Here is a 17,157-nt window from a genome sequence, read left to right on the forward strand (position 1 = left end):
GATTTTAATGAAATATGCATAAAAGCGCTTGAAATCGCGGCGGCGTTTTATTTACCGTGACCATTGACATTTCAGTGTAAAAATGGTATTATGTTGGTATATGTATGCTGGGTATTTTGTTGACTGACAATGCTTTGGCTGCATTTATATTTGCAGTATGCACAATAATGTGAAAACCTGCTTGTGCATATCAGCTGAAAAAAGGAAATTCACAATGCTTGCAAGCTTAACGAATGTAAACAAGTTCTATAACGGGAATCAGGTGCTGAAAAATGTCTCACTCTCCATTGACGAGAGCGACAGGATAGGCCTTGTGGGAAACAACGGCTGCGGCAAGTCCACGCTTCTGAAAATTCTCACAGGCTCCGTTGAGCCTGACCGCTTCACCGAAAAGGACGGCGTCATCTCAATGGCGGCAAAGACCACGGTGGGCTACCTCGAACAGATGGGCGGTCTCAATACCGAGAATACCGTCATCGACGAGATGAGAAGCGTATTTGCTCCCATACACCGTGCTATCGACAGACTCCGCGAGATAGAGCTTGAAATAGAAATGGGCGATAATTCCGCTGCGGACGAGTACCAGCAGCTCTCTTCATGGGTTGAAGCCAACGACGGCTACAACACTGATGTGAAGATACGCATGGTGCTTAACGGTATGGGCTTCTCGGGCGAGGAGCTGGAGCGTACCGTGTCGGGCTTCAGCGGCGGCGAAAAAACTCGTCTCTGCATTGCAAGGCTCCTTCTTGAAGAGCCCAATCTGCTCATTCTTGACGAGCCTACAAACCACCTTGATTTCAAGACGATAATGTGGCTTGAGGACTATCTCCGCTCCTACAAGGGCGCGGTGCTGATAGTTTCCCATGACCGCTACTTCCTCGATAGGCTCTGCACCTCTATCTGCGAGATAGAGAGGGGAGTCCTCACACGCTACAGAGGAAATTATACCGCCTTTGTCCGTCAGCGCGAGGAAAACGACGCGCGGCGCGAAAAGGAATATGAGATACAGCAGAAGCAGATAGCTCATATGGAGGAATACGTGGCAAAGAACCTCGTTCGTGCGTCAACTACGAAAATGGCTCAGAGCCGCAGAAAACAGCTTGAAAAGATAGAACGTGTGGAACGTCCCGTCCACGACACAAAACACGCGAAGATCCGCTTCACATACGCCGTTGAGCCGCCTATAGACGTGCTCAAGGTCAAGGGCGTGGATATTTCCGTAGGAGAGGGCGCTGCACGAAAAACTCTCGTTGATACTCTGGATTTTGAAGTCCGCAGGGGCGAAAAGGTGGGTATCATCGGAGATAACGGTATCGGAAAATCAACGCTGCTCCGCATAATACAGGAGCAGCTTCCACATAAAGGCATTGTACGCTGGAACAGCAATATTAAAATTTCCTACTTCGAGCAGGAAAGTACAAACCTAAATAAAGAGCTCACAGTTATGGAGGAGCTCCACAGCCGCTATCCTCTCATGTCAGATCTGGAGGTGCGCAGCCTGCTTGCACAGGTACGCCTTATCGGCGAGAACGTGTTCAAGGAGACAGGTGTCATCAGCGGCGGCGAACGCGCCAAGCTCTGCTTCGCTATCATGATGCAGGAGCACGGCAATGTTCTTATTCTCGACGAGCCTACCAACCATCTCGACCTCAGTTCAAAAGAGGCTATCGAGGAGGCGTTGGCTGAATATACGGGTACGGTCATATTTGTCAGCCATGACCGCTACCTTTTAAGCAAGATCGCTGACAGACTTATCGAGCTTACCGACGGAGGCTATCGGCTTCATAATTATGGCTTCAACAAGTATCTCGATGTGCTCCGTGAGGAGCAGGCGGCGGAGAGGCGGGCTCTCGAAGCCGAAAAACAGCAGAAGGCTGCGGAGGCAGCCAAGGAAAGATCTGCTAAAAACTATCGCAGCAAGCAGCAGAGAAGCGCTGACGCTGCGAGAAAAAATGAAATGAGACGCCTTGAAAAGGAAATCGACGATCTGCAGGCGCAGATAGACTCGCTTACCGAGGAGATCGGCAAGGAGGAGGTCTACACCGATTATGAGCTTATGAATCGTAAATGTGCCGAGATCGAAGAGCTTAAACAGAGGATCGATGCGGATTTCGAGCTTCTGATTGAGCTTGACCAGTGAAAAGGAGTAAATCTATGAAAAAGAAGACGCTTATGAGCCTTACCGCGGCTGCGGTGCTCGCTGTCAATGCAGCGGCTCTGCCCGCTCACGGAGAAGCAGGTCTCTTTATGATCGGCGACGTGAACGGCGACGGTACGGTGGACTCAGTGGACGCTTCAAGCGTTCTTGATGCATATGCGGCAGTTTCTTCGGGACAGGAAAGTCCCCTTTATTCGTACGAGGAATCGGCAGGCGACTTCAACGGCGACGGCAAGCTGGACGCCATTGACGCTTCTATGATACTTTCTTATTATGCTTGGGTATCAGTGAGCGATGAAGGTGCTATTTTTACCGACTTCCTTGAAAAAAACGGCATCAAGCAGAGAAACACAGAGGAAGAACAGAAAGCTGAAGAGCAGGCGGCGGCACAGTCTCAGCCTACCGAGATTCAGCAGGCAGTAGAAGCGGACAGCTTCGAGTATACTCTTCCGCGTATCGACAGCGAGTACGAAGAGTGGTTCTGGGTGGGAGATTCACGTACAGTGGGACTTTCACGCAGTGTCGCTATTGACAACATCGCAAAGGTCGGTGCTGGTATCGGTCTCTTTAGGAACAACTTTGACCAGATATGCCAGATACGCGATAAGACGGTAATTATCAACCTCGGAGTAAACGACCTTGACAGCGGCGCTTATCTCAGACTTTACAATGGTCTGCCAGATGAGTTCCTCGATAACAACAAGGTCATCGTAATGTCTGTTAATCCATGCGACGGCGGATACTCCTACCTCAACGGCAGGATAGAAGCTTTCAACAGCGCTCTCCGCGACGGTCTGGACAGCAGGATAACCTTCCTTGATTCATATACATATCTTGTGTGGAACGGCTACGGCACAACAGACGGCCTCCACTATACAGCCAATACTTATATCGATATCTATAACTTTGTCTACGACAGTATCTTCGGACCTGAAGAGTGATATCGGTAAAAGAATAAATTATTTGAAATTACTATTGCATTGTACTTCAATGTATGGTATAATATTATAAAGTATTCTGCGGTGAATACCGTTAAAACCTATGGAGGTCACAAATATGAAACACATCAAGACTATCAATAAGGCTAATCTCAAGGAATCCGCTAAGAAGGGCGGCTGCGGCAAGTGTCAGGCTTCATGTCAGTCTGCTTGCAAGACTTCTTGCACAGTTGCAAATCAGAAGTGCGAGAGATAAGCTAAAGGCTAAGATAAGTCGGGGCAGTATGCAAATGCTGCCTCATATTTTTTGAATAGAGGTATTGAAGATGATACATAAATATAAGCTTAACGGACTTAACATAGTCCTCGATGTCAACAGCGGCGGCGTTCATCTGGTGGACGAGCTCACATACGACCTGCTGGACAACGTTGAGCCCCCTTTCGAGGCTGAATGTCCACAGGGAGTTGTGGATAAGCTCTCAAAATCCTATGCTCCCGATGATATCCGCGAGTGCTATGAGGAGATAGTGGAGCTCTACAACGACAAGATACTCTTCTCCGAGGACGATTATGAGAAGTACGCTCAGTACTCCGTAGCTTCTCCCGTTAAGGCTATGTGCCTGAATATCGCACACGACTGTCAGCTTCGCTGCAAGTACTGCTTCGCTTCCACAGGCGACTTCGGCAAGGGCAGAAAGCTCATGTCCTTTGAGACAGGCAAGCACGCTATAGATTTTCTCCTTGAAAATTCAGGCGACAGACCGAATCTGGAGCTTGACTTCTTCGGCGGCGAGCCCCTTATGAACTTCAATGTTGTAAAGCAGGTAGTCGAGTACGCAAGAAGCCGTGAAAAGGAGTACAACAAGAAGTTCCGCTTTACTATCACCACAAACGGACTTCTCCTCGACGACGATAAGATAGACTTCATCAACCGCGAAATGTCCAACGTTGTTCTCTCTATCGACGGACGCAAGGAGGTAAACGACTACTTCCGCGTTCTCCCCAACGGACAGGGCTGCTACGATATGATACTTCCAAAGTACCAGAAGCTTGTAGCAGGCAGAGGCGATAAGGAATACTATGTAAGAGGCACATTCACCAACAAGAACCTCGACTTCTCCAATGACGTTTTTGCCCTTAACGAGGCAGGCTTCGACCAGATATCCGTTGAGCCTGTTGTGGGCGACGACGATATCTATGCCCTCACAGAGAAAGACCTCCCCACAGTTTTCGCCGAGTACGAAAAGCTGGCTCAGAGACTTCTCGAAAACGAGAAGCAGGGCAAGAAGTTCAACTTCTTCCACTTCATGCTTGACCTCGATCAGGGACCATGCGCTATCAAGCGTCTGAGAGGCTGCGGCTGCGGAAACGACTACGTCGCTATCACTCCCGACGGTGATATTTTCCCATGTCACCAGTTCGTAGGTATCGACGAGTACAAAATGGGCAACATAGACGAGGGCACTTTCAATCAGGAGATGAAAGCGGACTTCGCAAAGGCTCACGTTTACTCAAAGCCCGACTGCCGCGAGTGCTGGGCAAAGTTCTATTGCAGCGGCGGCTGCAACGCCAATAATTACCAGTATATGGGCGATATCAGAACTGCTCATAAGATATCATGCCAGCTGGAAAAGAAGCGCCTTGAATGCGCTATCATGATGAAGGCTGTACGTATGGCTGAAAGCGCAGAATGACATAAGAAAGGGAATATCGGCAGCGATGTTCCCTTTGATTTGTATTGATAAAAATTCAGAGGGGTGAGGCACTTGAAGATAAACCGCATATTGCTCAATTGCAGGCGCGACACCGCTTTAGGCGGTGAAATGGGTGCCGATCCCGTGCTGCTGTTCTTCAGAACGCCTGTCTCCTACATGGACGGGGGAGTTCAGAAGCAGACTGCAAAGTCCTCTGCTGCCCTGCTTACCAGCGGCTACAAGCAGAGCTTCCGCTCCGTAAACGGCAAGCCGCTCCGCTATGACCTTGTGAGCTTCAAGACCTCTGCCGCCGACAGGCAGTACATCAGTTCTATGAACATCACTCAGGATATCCCTGTGGAGCTCAAGGACGATTTCGTTATCGTAAGCACTCTGCGCTCGATGAGGACGCAGTCCATGCACCGCGGAAAGCATTTCAGCGAGTTCATGGAGCTCTCCATGCGTATCATATTCATTGCCATGAGCGATATCACAGACAGCGCCGATGTTGATCCAAAGGAGAATATACCGCGGTATGCCGAGCTGAAAAAGCTACGTCAGGCTGTGTACGACGATCCAACTGCAAGCTGGTCAGTGGAGGAAATGTGCGAGGATATGCAGATAAGCAGGACATACTTCCACCGCCTGTATTTCGAGGCATTCGGCGTTACGTTCAGACAGGACATCATAGAGAGCCGTCTTATCCATGCGTCGGAGCTTCTGAAAAACACCGACCTTTCGGTAACTGCCATATCCGAGACCTGCGGATACGACAGCGAGTCCTATTTTATGCGGCAGTTCAAACAGCATAAGGGCTGTACTCCCTCAGAGTACAGAAGAAGAGTGAAAAACTCGGATTGACCACAGTTTTTTGTGGACATTTCAAGCCTCTTCGTGCACTATGTTACAAGAATCTATAAATTATTAGTGCAAAAAATAAAAAAAACACTTTACAAGTACAAAAAATTGTGATATAATACTCAATAGAAGTTGATTACGACATTTTTCGCACTTCTTTGTGCAATGATATAGGACAGGCAGAACCTTGGGGACTGCCGATAAAAACCGAATAATCTTTAAGGAGCGATTTCGTTTTATGACTAACGGAGATAAGCGAAGAAACCGCAAAAGAGATAAGGTGTCAAAGAGATATAAAATAAGATATGACAGACTTGTTGCGGTTATCCTTGTTCTGATAGTACTTATCGTGATACTTTCGTCATGCGTTAAGAGCTGCTCGGGCAAGGGAAAGAACAAAAACTCCGATACAAAGGCAACGACAACAACCGCTGACAATACTCAGCAATCATCAATAATAGACAAGCTTGAATCAAGCAATGAGACAAACGCTATACTTTCAGGTACAGCAGACGGTCAGAAGCCGTCAGAATCTCAGTATACCACCGAGATACATAAGGCAGCCGATATAAATACAGGTAATCTTCTGCTTGTAAATACCGAACACGAATACAAGTTCGTTGAGGGTGATATCGACTTAGCTGTTCTTTACGATGTTATAGACGGCACTGCCTTCCACGTAAGCGACAGAGTTATTTCTCTCGATAAGGAGACTCTCGAGCAGTTTACAGCTCTTATGAATGCGTTTTATGCTGAGAGTAAGAATTCCGATATCTATGTCATCGGCGGTTACCGTACTGCCGAGGAGCAGAACGATAAGTACTACAACGGCAATTCACAGTTCCAGGGCGGACATTCCGATTACCACACAGGAAGATCCCTCGACATTATAATCGCACCGTCTGACGGTTCGAGCTCGGGCTACTATTCGCCAACAGGCGTCTACAGCTACATCGACGAGCACGCCGCAGAATACGGTTTTGTAGTACGTTTCCCCGAGGGTAAGGAAAATTACACCCGCGAGCGTGCAAGAGATTATACATACAGATACGTGGGAGCTCCTCACGCTATGTATATGAAGCAGAATTCCCTTTGCCTTGAGGAGTATATCAACAAGCTTAAAGAGCATACTAAGGACGAACCCATTGAGGTGACAGTAGGCAAGAAGCTTTATCAGATATACTATGCTCCTGCAAATCCGACAGGAGATACAGAGGTGCCTGTTCCGTCGAACAAGACCTATACCGTATCGGGAAACAACGCTGACGGATTTATTGTAACAGTCAGCATGAATTAAAGCAAAAATGTCCCCCTCTATGGGGGACTATTTTGGTTTGAGTAGGGAACGCCGTTCTCGGCGTTCCACAAGATGTAGGGGACTGCGTCCTCGACGTCCCATTAGATAATATGTGACTTTCAGGGAACGCCCTCACTTGCAGGGCGTTCCCTCTTGAAAAACAGTCCACCGGACTGTTTTTCAATTCACCCTTTGCGGAGCGCTTTGTAACTGCGGGGCTTTGCCCCACGCCCCACCAGAGGCGCTGCCTCTGGACTTCGCCAAAGGAACACAGTCCCTTTGGAATCCCATTCATATGCATTTCTGAGAAAGATTGGAGAACAATGTGAAAAAGAGAAAGATAATTGCAATTACTGCCTGTGCGGCTATGATAGCAGGCGGAATAACAGCCTGCGGCGGCGATGACGATAAACGCGGCAGCGGCGCAGGTCATATGTACGGAGCGGCGCTGGCAGGCAATCCCCGGAGCCTCGATCCCCAGTTTGCAGGCGATCCCTCGTCTGCTACTGTCATAAAGAATCTGTACAGCGGTCTCGTTATGAAAGACTCAAGCGGCAGTATCGTCTGCTGTAACGCCAAGGACTACACCGTGTCCGAGGACGGCTGTGTCTATACATTCAACCTGAGAGACGATAACTACTGGTTTTTCGATACAAATGAGGACGACGCCATAGGAGACGACGAGTATTTTCCTGTAACTGCCAATGATTACGTTTTTGCGTTCAGAAGACTTCTCGATCCGAAAATGCATTCCCCATATGCCCGTGATTTCACCTGCATAAAGAACAGTCAGCGTGTAATGGAGGGCGGCTATTCTACCGAAGCAGTAGGCGCTGAGGCGCTTGACGACTTTACATTGCAGATAACACTGGAATATCCCTGTGCGGAGTTCCTCGGACTTCTGACAACTCCTGCGGCTTTTCCCTGCAATGAGCAGTTTTTCATTTCCACCAAGGGCAGATACGGTCTCGACGACAGGTCGGTAATGTCCAACGGACCTTTTTATGTCCGCCAGTGGTTCTACGATCCCTACGGAAGCAACAATATCCTATATATGCGCAAGAATACAGCCAACGAGCGCGACGGCTACGAGGTGCTCCCAAGCTTTGTCAGCTTCTCCATACAGGACAGTGAAGCTGAGGTTCGTCAGTGCTTCAAGGAAGAGGAGACCGAATGCTTTACCGCTATGAAGGTTGGCGGCTACAATCCCAGAAAGTACAGCATTGTCGGACAAAAGGCTACTACCCTCGGACTTATCTTCAATCCCAAGGATAAGCTGTACTCGAACAAGGAGCTCTGCAAGGCAGTTGCTTTTTCTGCGGACAGAGAGGCGCTGAGAGGTCAGCTTGACAGCGACTTGCAGATAGCCTACGGTATCATTCCGCCTGCTGTGGATATCCTCGGCAGAAGCTACCGTGACCTTGCTTCTGATAAGCAGTTCGATATGTTCGACAAGGAAAAGGCTGTTCAGTGCCTTGCAAAAGCAAAAGAGGAGCTGAAGATCAGCTCCGTGGAAAGTGTAAAGATAATAGTTGACTCCAGCACTGTTGATTCGAGGTATCTCCATTTGCTGTCGCAGGGCTGTCAGGAAAGCCTTGGTATCTATATAGGCATCGAAGACCTGACCTCAAAGGAGTTCAACGAGCGTATCGCCAACGGTGATTACAGTATCGCGCTGTATCCGCTGAAAGCTGATTTCAACAGCGGACTTGCTGTGTTTGGCGAGTTTGATGAGAACGAGTGCCTGAGAAGCGCAAAGGGCGGCTTGAACAGCTCCGAGAGCATAATGCAGTGCCCATCGGTGAATCAGCTCGTGGACAGCTATGCCGCCGCAGAAAAGGCTCTTCTTGAGCAGTACGGCTTCATACCGCTGTTTTACAAGAATTCCTACATCGTTGCCAACAAGGACAACGAGGACATCATATACGATCCCTTCACCGGCTCTGTGGACTACAGAATCGCCAAGAATTACAGCTAAAAGGCGCTATTTGCCGTTGTAATCGTAAAAGAGCTCGTCCATGAGCTTGTCATAATCGGTGCGGTCACCGAGAGCCGCCTTTATCATGGCTCCTGCGTTCTTGAAGATGAGCTTGAAATACAGCCAGTCTCCCATATCGTCGTATTTTCGCGTGGAGTTGATAAGGTGGTTCCTGCGGAGACAGCCGTAGCGTTTGCCCAGCTTTTTGCCGTAGGCTCTCATATTCTTGGCAGTTGCGATATCCTCGCCTGCCTTTTTGTCGGCAAAGCCGCCGATAGCTTCAAAGGTGGACTTCTCTGCCCAGAATATGCCGCAGTAAAGCCCTGTGAGCTTAAAGCCTGCCCTGCACATCATATCGTTGAGCCATAAGGGGAAGGAGTAACGCTCGAAGCGCAGAGGCGCTCCGCCGCCGATATACCTGCCGCTGTTCAGCATACCGAGTACCTCGCGGATAGTATCCTCAGTCATACGGTTGTCGCAGTCGATAGTCATTATGACCTTTCCACGGGCGGCTTTTATGCCTGTGTTGCGGACTGTGGCTATACATCGGCTCTCGTCGGTGACTACACGGGCTCCGTTTTCTGCTGCGAGTTCGGCAGTGCGGTCGGTACATCTGTTGCAGACCACGATTATCTCAACTCCGCATTTTACACGGCTTGCTGCCTGTTTTACGGAGTTTATGCACCTGACAACGTATTTCTCCTCGTTATGTGCAGGGACTATCACCGAGACCTTGATATTATCGGACATATTATCAGCTCCTTTGACATTTGTTATATTCATTATAATATATGGGACGAGGTGTGTCAACACCGTGAGAACGGCTAAAGGCTGGCAAAAAGGAGCGGATTTTATGCATTATGATTCATCGGGAGCACAATGTGCGCCGCTGCACTAATCACTATGCACTAATCACTAAAAACTTGAAAAAAGGCTTGACTTTCGGGAATATATGTGTTATAATATTAGTACCTCGTTGGGGGTTTATTTTTTTGTCCCCGTGCGAGGGAGGCAAACAACCTACCTTTGGTAACAAAGGAAGTACTAATTCAGGAGGTGCCGATATGAGAGTAAAGGTTACTTTAGCTTGTACAGAGTGCAAGCAGCGCAACTATGTTTCCAAGAAAAACAAGAAGAATGACCCGGACAGAATTGAAATGATGAAGCATTGCAAATTCTGCAGAAAGCATACTCTTCACAAGGAAACAAAGTAATCGGAAGGAGTATTTTTATGGCTAAGAATACAACTTCAGAGAAGAAGTCAGAAAAGAAGTCCGAGAAAAAAGAAGGCGGCAAGATCCGCAAGTGGTTCAAGGACCTCAAAGTCGAATTCAAAAAAGTGGTTTGGCCGACCAAGAAGACAGTTATCAACAATACTTCAGTCGTTCTCGGCGTTATTGTTGGTTCAGCTATCCTCGTTGGACTTATCGACCAGGGCTTTCTCGGTTTACTGCGTCTTATCTATAACGCAGGCTAATTTCTAAGGGAATCAGGAGGAATATTATGTCAGAAGCAGCTAAGTGGTACGTTATACACACATATTCGGGCTATGAGAACAAGGTTGCCCAGAATATTGAAAAGGTCGTAGAAAACCGCAAGCTTCATGAACTTATCCAAGAGGTAAGAGTTCCTACCGAAAAAGCTACTGAGATCACAGACGGCAAAACCAAAGAAGTAGAGCGTAAGACCTATCCGGGCTACGTTCTCGTCAAGATGATCATGAACGACGATTCATGGTACGTCGTTAGAAATACCAGAGGCTGTACAGGCTTCGTAGGTCCTGCTTCAGAGCCCACACCCCTTTCAGAGGAGGAAGTTCAGAAGCTATTCGGTCTCGAAGTCGCAACCGTTACCGTCAACTTCAAGGTCGGCGACAGCGTGCGCATCTCGGGTACTGCTATGGACGGATTTATCGGCGTTGTTCAGAACATCAATATCGACGACCGCACTGTAGACCTTCTTGTCTCAATGTTTGGTCGTGAAACCCCCACAACTCTGCCTATCAATCAGGTAGTTAAGGTGGAGGACTAATTCAGGTCAAAAAGAATCCGCAGTATGGATTCAGTGGGAGAGGTAAAATAATTCTTGCCTCGCCATTTACCACATTTATGGAGGTGCGAATACATGGCACAGAAAGTAGTTGGCTACATTAAGCTTCAGATCGCAGCAGGAAAGGCTACTCCTGCACCACCTGTTGGTCCGGCACTCGGTCAGCACGGTGTTAATATCATGGCATTCACAAAGGAATTCAACGAGAGAACAAAGAACGACATCGGTATGATAATCCCTGTTGTAATCACTGTTTACGCAGACCGTTCATTCTCGTTCATCACTAAGACTCCACCCGCAGCAGTCCTCATCAAGAAGGCTTGCAACATCAACAGCGGTTCGGGAGTACCTAACAAGACTAAGGTCGCAAACATCACTAAGGAGCAGATCAAGAAGATCGCTGAGACAAAGATGCAGGATCTCAACGCTGGTTCTATCGAGGCAGCTATGAGCATGATCGCTGGTACAGCTCGCTCAATGGGCGTTGTAGTTGTTGACTAATCAATTTAATGAATGATGAAGTGGGGATATCCCCGTTCAGAGTTCTATTGGTGGGAGGAAAATTCCGCTAATCGGGTAAGCTATAAGCTTCTCGGTATTACCACTTAAATAGGAGGAAATATAATGAAACACGGCAAAAAATATGTTGACAGCGCTAAGGCTGTTGATTATGCTAAGCAGTATGATTCCACAGAGGCTCTCGACCTCGTTTGCAAGAACGCAAAGGCTAAGTTCGATGAGACTATAGAGGCTCACATCCGTCTCGGCGTTGACTCAAGACACGCTGACCAGCAGGTTAGAGGTGCTGTTGTACTTCCTAACGGTACTGGTAAGACAGTTAGAGTATGCGTATTCTGTAAGGAAGACAAGTACGAGGCTGCTCAGGGCGCTGGCGCAGAGTTCGTTGGCGGTCAGGACCTCGTTGACAAGATCATGAAGGAAAACTGGATGGACTTCGACGTAGTTATCGCATCACCTGATATGATGGGACTCGTTGGTCGTCTCGGTAAGGTTCTCGGACCTCGTGGTCTTATGCCAAACCCAAAGGCTGGTACAGTAACACCTGACGTTGCAAAGGCTGTTACAGAGGCTAAGGCTGGTAAGATCGAGTATCGTCTCGATAAGACAAATATCATTCACTGCCCGATCGGTAAGGCTTCATTCGGTGCTGCTAAGCTCGAAGAGAACTTCAACACACTTATGGAGGCTGTTGTTAAGGCAAAGCCTGCTGCTGCTAAGGGTACTTACCTCAAGAGCTGCACAGTTACTTCAACAATGGGCCCCGGTGTTCCGGTTGCTACAGCTAAGTACGGTGTCTGATCATTAAGACAAATATCAAAGGCTTCACAAACGTGAAGCCTTTTGTGTTTTGCAGGGACGACCATTGACCGTCTGCGTAAACGTCATGTATGGTCGGCGTTCCGCCGCCCCTACACATAAAACAAAAGGGACGCCATGGCATCCCTTAATTCTTAGTTCTTAGCTCTAAGCTCTAAGTTCTATTATTCCTCTTCGCTGGAAAGTGCCTTTACCACCTTGTCGAAAACAGGGAAGTCCTTATCGTAGGTCTCCTGCATTTTCTCCTTGCTGTCGTTCATAACGTCTTTGGGCTTACGGAGAGCAAAGAACATATCATCAGTGATAGCGTCGGGAGAAACGCCGATGTGCTCGGCAAATTTCGTATCCTTGATGTAGTAGAAGTATTTATCCACATGAGGATCATCGGGATAAAGGGTACTGAGGTCAACGAAGCTTTCCTCCGCAGGGAGCAGGTCGTCCACGGTCAGTTTATTACCGATTATCATGACGCCGTCTGCATTGTTCAGGAAGGTTGTTATCTTGGTGGATACGCCGTTGATGTAGTCCTGATACTCGTCGTTGGAGTAGGGGATATAGTACACGGTTACCAGCACCTTGCCGTTGCCGTTGAAGTCGTCGGCGTACTCCTCAAAGTATTCTTCGAGGAATGTGGAGGTTCCCACAGCGTTGTTGTCGCAGAGCATGAGTATGACCATATCGGGATTTGGCTTGGACAGTATATCGTATACAAGGTATGAACCCAGAACAATGAAGAAAACTCCCAGTCCCAGCCACCATTTGTTGTGGTAGAAGAAATTGGCTATTTTCTTGCCGAAAGACAGCTTTATTTCCTCTTCCTTTTCCTCGTGGATAGTCTCGCTTTCCTCGACGATACCCTGCTTTAAGCGCATAAGCTCTATTTTTTCATCGTGGAGCTTCTTCTCGTAGGCTTCCTGCTTTTCCTTCTCGCGCTGAGCGTACTGCTCGGCGATCATCTGCTCTTTTTTAGCCTGTTCTTCCTCTTGTTTTTGGCGGAGTTCCTTGTTTACTTTGAAAAAGCTCTTGTTTATCTCGACTTTGTCGTCCTGTTTGGAAACACTTTCGGTATTTTTTTCTTTATCTTTCATGGTATATTCCTTACGATAACGGGCGGCAATTGCCGCCCGTATGGTTTATTCTTCTAAATCCTTTCCGCAGTGAGGACACTTCGGACCGCAAATTCTTCCGGGGTGATAACCGCAGTGCGGACAGCGTACTAAAGCTAAATTTACGATAATACCTGCCACAAAAACAGCTATAGCAATAATAATTACCAGCATTGACATTGGCTTGTTATCCAGAAAGAAAAGGGAACAAAATCCGATAGCTACTCCGATAAACATTATAAGAACTGACAGCCATGCTGTTTTAGTAGGTGATCTCTTTTTCATACGTAAGCTCCTTAGTTAAGGCTTTTAAGTGTCGGGAAGAGAAGTACGTCTCTGATAGAAGCGCTGTTTGTGAGAAGCATTACCAGACGGTCGATTCCGTAGCCGATACCGCCCGTAGGAGGCATACCAATTTCAAGAGCATTGAGGAAGTCCTCGTCTGTGCGGTTAGCTTCTTCATCGCCCTGACTGAGAGCCTCTTCCTGAGCCTTGAAGCGCTCACGCTGGTCGATAGGATCGTTGAGCTCGGAGTAAGCGTTGCACATCTCACGGCCTGTGATGAACAGCTCGAAACGCTCAACATAGTCGGGAGCGTCGGGCTTCTTCTTGGTAAGAGGAGATATCTCTATCGGGTGATCCATGATGAAAGTAGGCTGAATGAGGTGCTCCTCAACGAAGGTCTCGAAGAAGAGGTTGAGGATATCGCCGCGCTTGTGGCGAGTCTCGTACTCTACGCCCTTTTCATCAGCTATCTTGCGTGCTTCTTCGAGAGTCTTTATCTCGTTGAAGTCAACGCCTGAATACTTCTTGACTGCGTCTATCATAGTGAGGCGCTCGAAAGGCTTGCCCAGGTCTATCATGTGCTCACCGTAAGGAACGCAGGTAGTTCCGCATACCTCCTGAGCAACGTGACGGTACATATTCTCTGTAAGGTCCATCATACCGTAGTAGTCGGTATATGCCTGATAGAGCTCCATAAGTGTGAACTCTGGGTTATGACGGGTGTCAACGCCCTCGTTACGGAAAACTCTGCCTATCTCGTAAACTCTTTCAAGACCACCGACGATAAGTCTCTTGAGGTAGAGCTCAAGGCTTATACGGAGCTTAACGTCCTCATCGAGAGCATTGTAGTGTGTCTCGAAAGGTCTTGCAGCTGCGCCGCCTGCATTGGATACCAGCATAGGAGTCTCGACCTCCATGAAGCCCTGATCGTCAAGGTAGCGGCGGATAGATGAGATTATCTTTGAGCGCTTGATGAATGTATCCTTTACCTCGGGATTGATAACGAGGTCAAGGTAGCGCTGACGGTATCTTGTATCTGTGTCCTTGAGTCCGTGCCACTTCTCGGGGAGAGGAAGGAGGGACTTTGTAAGGAGGGTGATATTCTTGGCGTGGATAGAGATCTCGCCCTTGCGAGTCCTGAAAACATAGCCCTCAACGCCGATAATATCGCCGATATCCCACTTCTTCTTGAACTCCTTGAAGAGGTCTGCGCCAACGTCGTTTGAACGAACGTATACCTGTATACGATCGGACTTGTCGCGGACGTCGATGAAGTTAGCCTTACCCATATCTCTCCAGCTCATAATTCTTCCTGCGATACGGATAATATTCTCGTTGAGCTTTTCAAGCTCGGCAGTTTTCTTCTCCTCGTCGTCGCCGCAGGCAGCAAGTATCTCAGCTTCCTTGGCTTCGTACTCCTTCTTGTAGTCGGCAGCGTGACCTGTTACGTCGAACTTTGTGATGACGAAGGGATCGTGTCCCAGTTCGCGGAGGTCAGCCAGCTTGTCGAGTCTGTCCTTCTTTAATACGTTTATATCCTGAGCAGGCTCTTCCTCAGCCTGAACAGGTGAATTTACCTGATTTTCGCTCATTTTATGCGTCCTTTCGATTACTTGGAGATCTCTACGACCTCGAACTTCAGCTCGCCTGCGGGAGCTTCAACGATGAAGATATCGCCGACTCTCTTTTTCATAGCAGCCTTGCCGATAGGAGACTCGTCTGAGATAAGTCCCTCGCGTACATTAGCGTGGTTAGTACCAACGATAGTGAAAGTCTCTATCTTGCCTGTATCAACGCGCTTAATGGTTATCTTGGAGCTCATACCGATCTCGTCAACGGAGATACTCTCGTCGTCAACGATCTCAGCGTTGTCGATAGTATACTGGAGTTCCTGAATGTGAGCTTCGAGGATAGCCTGTTCGTTTTTAGCCTCATCGTACTCAGCGTTCTCGGAGAGGTCTCCGTAGGAACGTGCAACTTTAAGTCTTTCAGCGACTTCCTTACGTTTATTGATCTTAAGGTCATCGAGTTCAGCGACGAGCTTGTCGTAGCTTTCTCTGGACATCTTCTTTGTAGCCATATCAATGCACTCCTTTATATTTGATAAATAAATAGCATTACATAATATTATACTATATTACGCTGAAAAAGTCAAGTGTGGATTAGAATTAAGAGCTAAGAACAGGATTAGAATTAAGAGCTAAGAACTAAGTCTGTAGGGGCAGTAAATCAAAAGGGCGGATGATATCCGCCCCTGCAAAACTAATTACTGCATAATTTCCTGACTTATAGCATCAACAGCCGCCTGAAGCTGCATATCGAAGCCCTCGGTGCTGCCTTTTTCAGCCGCCACATCGGGGACAAGTCCCACGCCGTCGTAGCATTCGGATACCGCAGTCCTATACTTCGCCACGGTAAGAACTACCGCGCCGTTGTTATTGAACTCAGTGGTCTTCTGCATAACGCCCTTGCCGTAGGTCTTTTCGCCTACAAGCTTAGCTCCGCCGAAATCACGGAGAGAAGCCGCAAAGAGTTCTGCTGCGCTGGCAGTGTTCTTATTGACGATGACAGCCATTGGCACATCAAGCTTCGTATCGTCGGAGTATATAAGCGTCTCGCTGTGGCCGTCCTTATATTCCGCAGTTGCGATAACTCCCTCGGGGAGCAGAGGATCGAGACAGTCCGAAAGCATATCCACCATGCCGCCGCTGTTGTCACGGACGTCGAATATAAGCGCCCTGGCGCCGTTTGAGGTGAGTCTTTCGAGAGTATCCAAAAACTGCTGCGGAGTATTCTTCTTGAAGTTGTTTATCTCGATATAGCCGATAGTTTCGTCCAGCATTTTTCCGCTGACGGTAGTTACCTCCATAGAGCGGCGTGTAAAGGTATAATCCCTGTCTATGCCGCCTCTGCGGACAGTGAGCTTTATCTCCGAGCCCTCGACGCCTCGCATAGCCTCAACGGACTCGTCAAAGCCAGCCTCAAGAACGTCGATACCGTCGATAATGGTGATTATATCGCCCTCGCGGAGACCTGCTTCCTCCACAGGTGACTCGTTGTTGATACCTGCGATACGGATATAGCCGCTCTCGTCCTCGTCAAGGACAAGACCGAGACCGATGAGCTGTCCCTCGTCCTCGCTTTTTTCTTCGAGGTATTCCTCCTCTGAGAGAAACTTCGAGTACTTATCGTCAAGTCCCGAGATATAGCCCTTTAGGATACCGTCGCTGAGCTTGTTCTCGTCGATATCGCCGAGGAAGTTCTCGCGGACGTAGGAATCCAGACTTTGCAGCGAATTGTACTTCTTTGCCTTTTCGTTTACGTCAACTACCTTGGTGTTGAAGCTTTGCAGCGAGAAAAAGGAAGTCAGTATAAACGTTACCGCAGAAGCGATAGCGATAAGGCTCAGCGCCAGACCGAGACTGATTTTCTTATTCATATTATCATCGCTTTCTG

General features: G+C 48.1%; 18 protein-coding genes. 12 read left to right on the forward strand and 6 right to left on the reverse strand.

Annotated features, from left to right (window positions below):
* Positions 1-214 precede the first annotated feature (214 nt).
* The 7 genes from T497_RS0114320 to T497_RS17020 all read left to right on the forward strand — a co-directional run bounded on the left by T497_RS0114320 (position 215) and on the right by T497_RS17020 (position 8,923).
* Positions 215-2,140, forward strand: a complete 1,926-nt coding sequence (locus T497_RS0114320; protein ID WP_028516212.1) for an ATP-binding cassette domain-containing protein — start codon at positions 215-217, stop codon at positions 2,138-2,140.
* 14 nt (positions 2,141-2,154) lie between these two features.
* Positions 2,155-3,099 (forward strand): dockerin type I domain-containing protein, encoded by a 945-nt coding sequence (locus tag T497_RS17780; protein WP_028516213.1) that lies wholly within the window; start codon positions 2,155-2,157, stop codon positions 3,097-3,099.
* A 115-nt stretch (positions 3,100-3,214) separates the two neighbouring features.
* The gene (gene scfA / locus T497_RS18180; RefSeq protein ID WP_009985845.1) at positions 3,215-3,352 is read left to right on the forward strand and encodes a six-cysteine ranthipeptide SCIFF; all 138 of its coding nucleotides are present in this window, start codon (positions 3,215-3,217) and stop codon (positions 3,350-3,352) included.
* 70 nt (positions 3,353-3,422) lie between these two features.
* Positions 3,423-4,790, forward strand: a complete 1,368-nt coding sequence (gene scfB, locus T497_RS0114335; protein WP_028516214.1) for a thioether cross-link-forming SCIFF peptide maturase — start codon at positions 3,423-3,425, stop codon at positions 4,788-4,790.
* A gap of 72 nt (positions 4,791-4,862) precedes the next feature.
* Complete coding sequence (locus tag T497_RS0114340; RefSeq protein ID WP_028516215.1) at positions 4,863-5,651, forward strand: helix-turn-helix domain-containing protein; 789 nt, start codon at positions 4,863-4,865, stop codon at positions 5,649-5,651.
* Between the two features lie 235 nt (positions 5,652-5,886).
* A complete protein-coding gene (locus T497_RS0114345; protein ID WP_028516216.1) occupies positions 5,887-6,945 on the forward strand; it encodes a M15 family metallopeptidase in 1,059 nt (352 codons plus the stop codon).
* 325 nt (positions 6,946-7,270) lie between these two features.
* On the forward strand, positions 7,271-8,923 hold the full coding sequence (locus tag T497_RS17020; protein WP_242840025.1) for a peptide ABC transporter substrate-binding protein: 1,653 nt from the start codon (positions 7,271-7,273) through the stop codon (positions 8,921-8,923).
* Positions 8,924-8,929: 6 nt separating this feature from the next.
* Here the strand turns inward: T497_RS17020 and T497_RS0114355 are convergent, their stop codons facing one another.
* Positions 8,930-9,673 carry a glycosyltransferase gene (locus T497_RS0114355; RefSeq protein ID WP_028516217.1) on the reverse strand — a complete coding sequence of 248 codons (744 nt, stop codon included), beginning with the start codon at positions 9,671-9,673 and terminating at the stop codon, positions 8,930-8,932.
* 314 nt (positions 9,674-9,987) lie between these two features.
* On the opposite strand from T497_RS0114355, the gene rpmG reads away from it, so the two are divergent.
* The 5 genes from rpmG (at position 9,988) to rplA (ending at position 12,292) form a co-directional block, all read left to right on the forward strand.
* Positions 9,988-10,137: a 50S ribosomal protein L33 gene (rpmG, locus tag T497_RS0114360; RefSeq protein ID WP_009984160.1), complete on the forward strand. Its 150-nt coding sequence runs from the start codon at positions 9,988-9,990 to the stop codon at positions 10,135-10,137.
* Between the two features lie 17 nt (positions 10,138-10,154).
* Positions 10,155-10,400, forward strand: coding sequence for a preprotein translocase subunit SecE (gene secE / locus T497_RS0114365; RefSeq protein ID WP_028516218.1), 246 nt, complete (start codon positions 10,155-10,157; stop codon positions 10,398-10,400).
* 26 nt (positions 10,401-10,426) lie between these two features.
* Positions 10,427-10,954, forward strand: a complete 528-nt coding sequence (nusG, locus tag T497_RS0114370) for a transcription termination/antitermination protein NusG (protein WP_024861793.1) — start codon at positions 10,427-10,429, stop codon at positions 10,952-10,954.
* A gap of 93 nt (positions 10,955-11,047) precedes the next feature.
* Positions 11,048-11,473 (forward strand): 50S ribosomal protein L11, encoded by a 426-nt coding sequence (rplK, locus tag T497_RS0114375; RefSeq protein WP_028516219.1) that lies wholly within the window; start codon positions 11,048-11,050, stop codon positions 11,471-11,473.
* A gap of 123 nt (positions 11,474-11,596) precedes the next feature.
* Entirely contained in the window at positions 11,597-12,292 is a 696-nt protein-coding gene (rplA, locus tag T497_RS0114380) for a 50S ribosomal protein L1 (RefSeq protein WP_024861795.1), read from the forward strand.
* 182 nt (positions 12,293-12,474) lie between these two features.
* Here rplA and T497_RS0114385 read toward each other — a convergent pair whose 3' ends face one another.
* The 5 genes from T497_RS0114385 to T497_RS0114405 form a co-directional block, all read right to left on the reverse strand.
* On the reverse strand, positions 12,475-13,398 hold the full coding sequence (locus tag T497_RS0114385) for a hypothetical protein (RefSeq protein WP_028516220.1): 924 nt from the start codon (positions 13,396-13,398) through the stop codon (positions 12,475-12,477).
* 45 nt (positions 13,399-13,443) lie between these two features.
* Positions 13,444-13,701 carry a hypothetical protein gene (locus T497_RS17025; protein ID WP_037325237.1) on the reverse strand — a complete coding sequence of 86 codons (258 nt, stop codon included), beginning with the start codon at positions 13,699-13,701 and terminating at the stop codon, positions 13,444-13,446.
* Between the two features lie 11 nt (positions 13,702-13,712).
* Positions 13,713-15,293, reverse strand: coding sequence for a lysine--tRNA ligase (lysS, locus tag T497_RS0114395; RefSeq protein WP_028516221.1), 1,581 nt, complete (start codon positions 15,291-15,293; stop codon positions 13,713-13,715).
* A gap of 17 nt (positions 15,294-15,310) precedes the next feature.
* Positions 15,311-15,781 carry a transcription elongation factor GreA gene (greA, locus tag T497_RS0114400; RefSeq protein ID WP_028516222.1) on the reverse strand — a complete coding sequence of 157 codons (471 nt, stop codon included), beginning with the start codon at positions 15,779-15,781 and terminating at the stop codon, positions 15,311-15,313.
* A gap of 186 nt (positions 15,782-15,967) precedes the next feature.
* Positions 15,968-17,140, reverse strand: a complete 1,173-nt coding sequence (locus T497_RS0114405) for a S41 family peptidase (RefSeq protein ID WP_028516223.1) — start codon at positions 17,138-17,140, stop codon at positions 15,968-15,970.
* Positions 17,141-17,157 lie beyond the last annotated feature (17 nt).

The sequence above is a fragment of the Ruminococcus flavefaciens MA2007 genome, assembly GCF_000621845.1.
Classification (GTDB): Bacteria; Bacillota; Clostridia; order Oscillospirales; family Ruminococcaceae; genus Ruminococcus; species Ruminococcus flavefaciens_E.

Coding starts and splice junctions, on each gene's coding strand:
- T497_RS0114320 (WP_028516212.1), top strand. CDS start 215: ATGCTTGCAAGCTTAACGAATGTAAACAAGTTCTATAACGGGAATCAG.
- rplA (WP_024861795.1), top strand. CDS start 11,597: ATGAAACACGGCAAAAAATATGTTGACAGCGCTAAGGCTGTTGATTAT.
- greA (WP_028516222.1), bottom strand. CDS start 15,781: ATGGCTACAAAGAAGATGTCCAGAGAAAGCTACGACAAGCTCGTCGCT.
- T497_RS17780 (WP_028516213.1), top strand. CDS start 2,155: ATGAAAAAGAAGACGCTTATGAGCCTTACCGCGGCTGCGGTGCTCGCT.
- T497_RS0114345 (WP_028516216.1), top strand. CDS start 5,887: ATGACTAACGGAGATAAGCGAAGAAACCGCAAAAGAGATAAGGTGTCA.
- rplK (WP_028516219.1), top strand. CDS start 11,048: ATGGCACAGAAAGTAGTTGGCTACATTAAGCTTCAGATCGCAGCAGGA.
- lysS (WP_028516221.1), bottom strand. CDS start 15,293: ATGAGCGAAAATCAGGTAAATTCACCTGTTCAGGCTGAGGAAGAGCCT.
- secE (WP_028516218.1), top strand. CDS start 10,155: ATGGCTAAGAATACAACTTCAGAGAAGAAGTCAGAAAAGAAGTCCGAG.
- scfB (WP_028516214.1), top strand. CDS start 3,423: ATGATACATAAATATAAGCTTAACGGACTTAACATAGTCCTCGATGTC.
- T497_RS0114355 (WP_028516217.1), bottom strand. CDS start 9,673: ATGTCCGATAATATCAAGGTCTCGGTGATAGTCCCTGCACATAACGAG.
- T497_RS0114385 (WP_028516220.1), bottom strand. CDS start 13,398: ATGAAAGATAAAGAAAAAAATACCGAAAGTGTTTCCAAACAGGACGAC.
- T497_RS17025 (WP_037325237.1), bottom strand. CDS start 13,701: ATGAAAAAGAGATCACCTACTAAAACAGCATGGCTGTCAGTTCTTATA.
- nusG (WP_024861793.1), top strand. CDS start 10,427: ATGTCAGAAGCAGCTAAGTGGTACGTTATACACACATATTCGGGCTAT.
- rpmG (WP_009984160.1), top strand. CDS start 9,988: ATGAGAGTAAAGGTTACTTTAGCTTGTACAGAGTGCAAGCAGCGCAAC.
- scfA (WP_009985845.1), top strand. CDS start 3,215: ATGAAACACATCAAGACTATCAATAAGGCTAATCTCAAGGAATCCGCT.
- T497_RS0114405 (WP_028516223.1), bottom strand. CDS start 17,140: ATGAATAAGAAAATCAGTCTCGGTCTGGCGCTGAGCCTTATCGCTATC.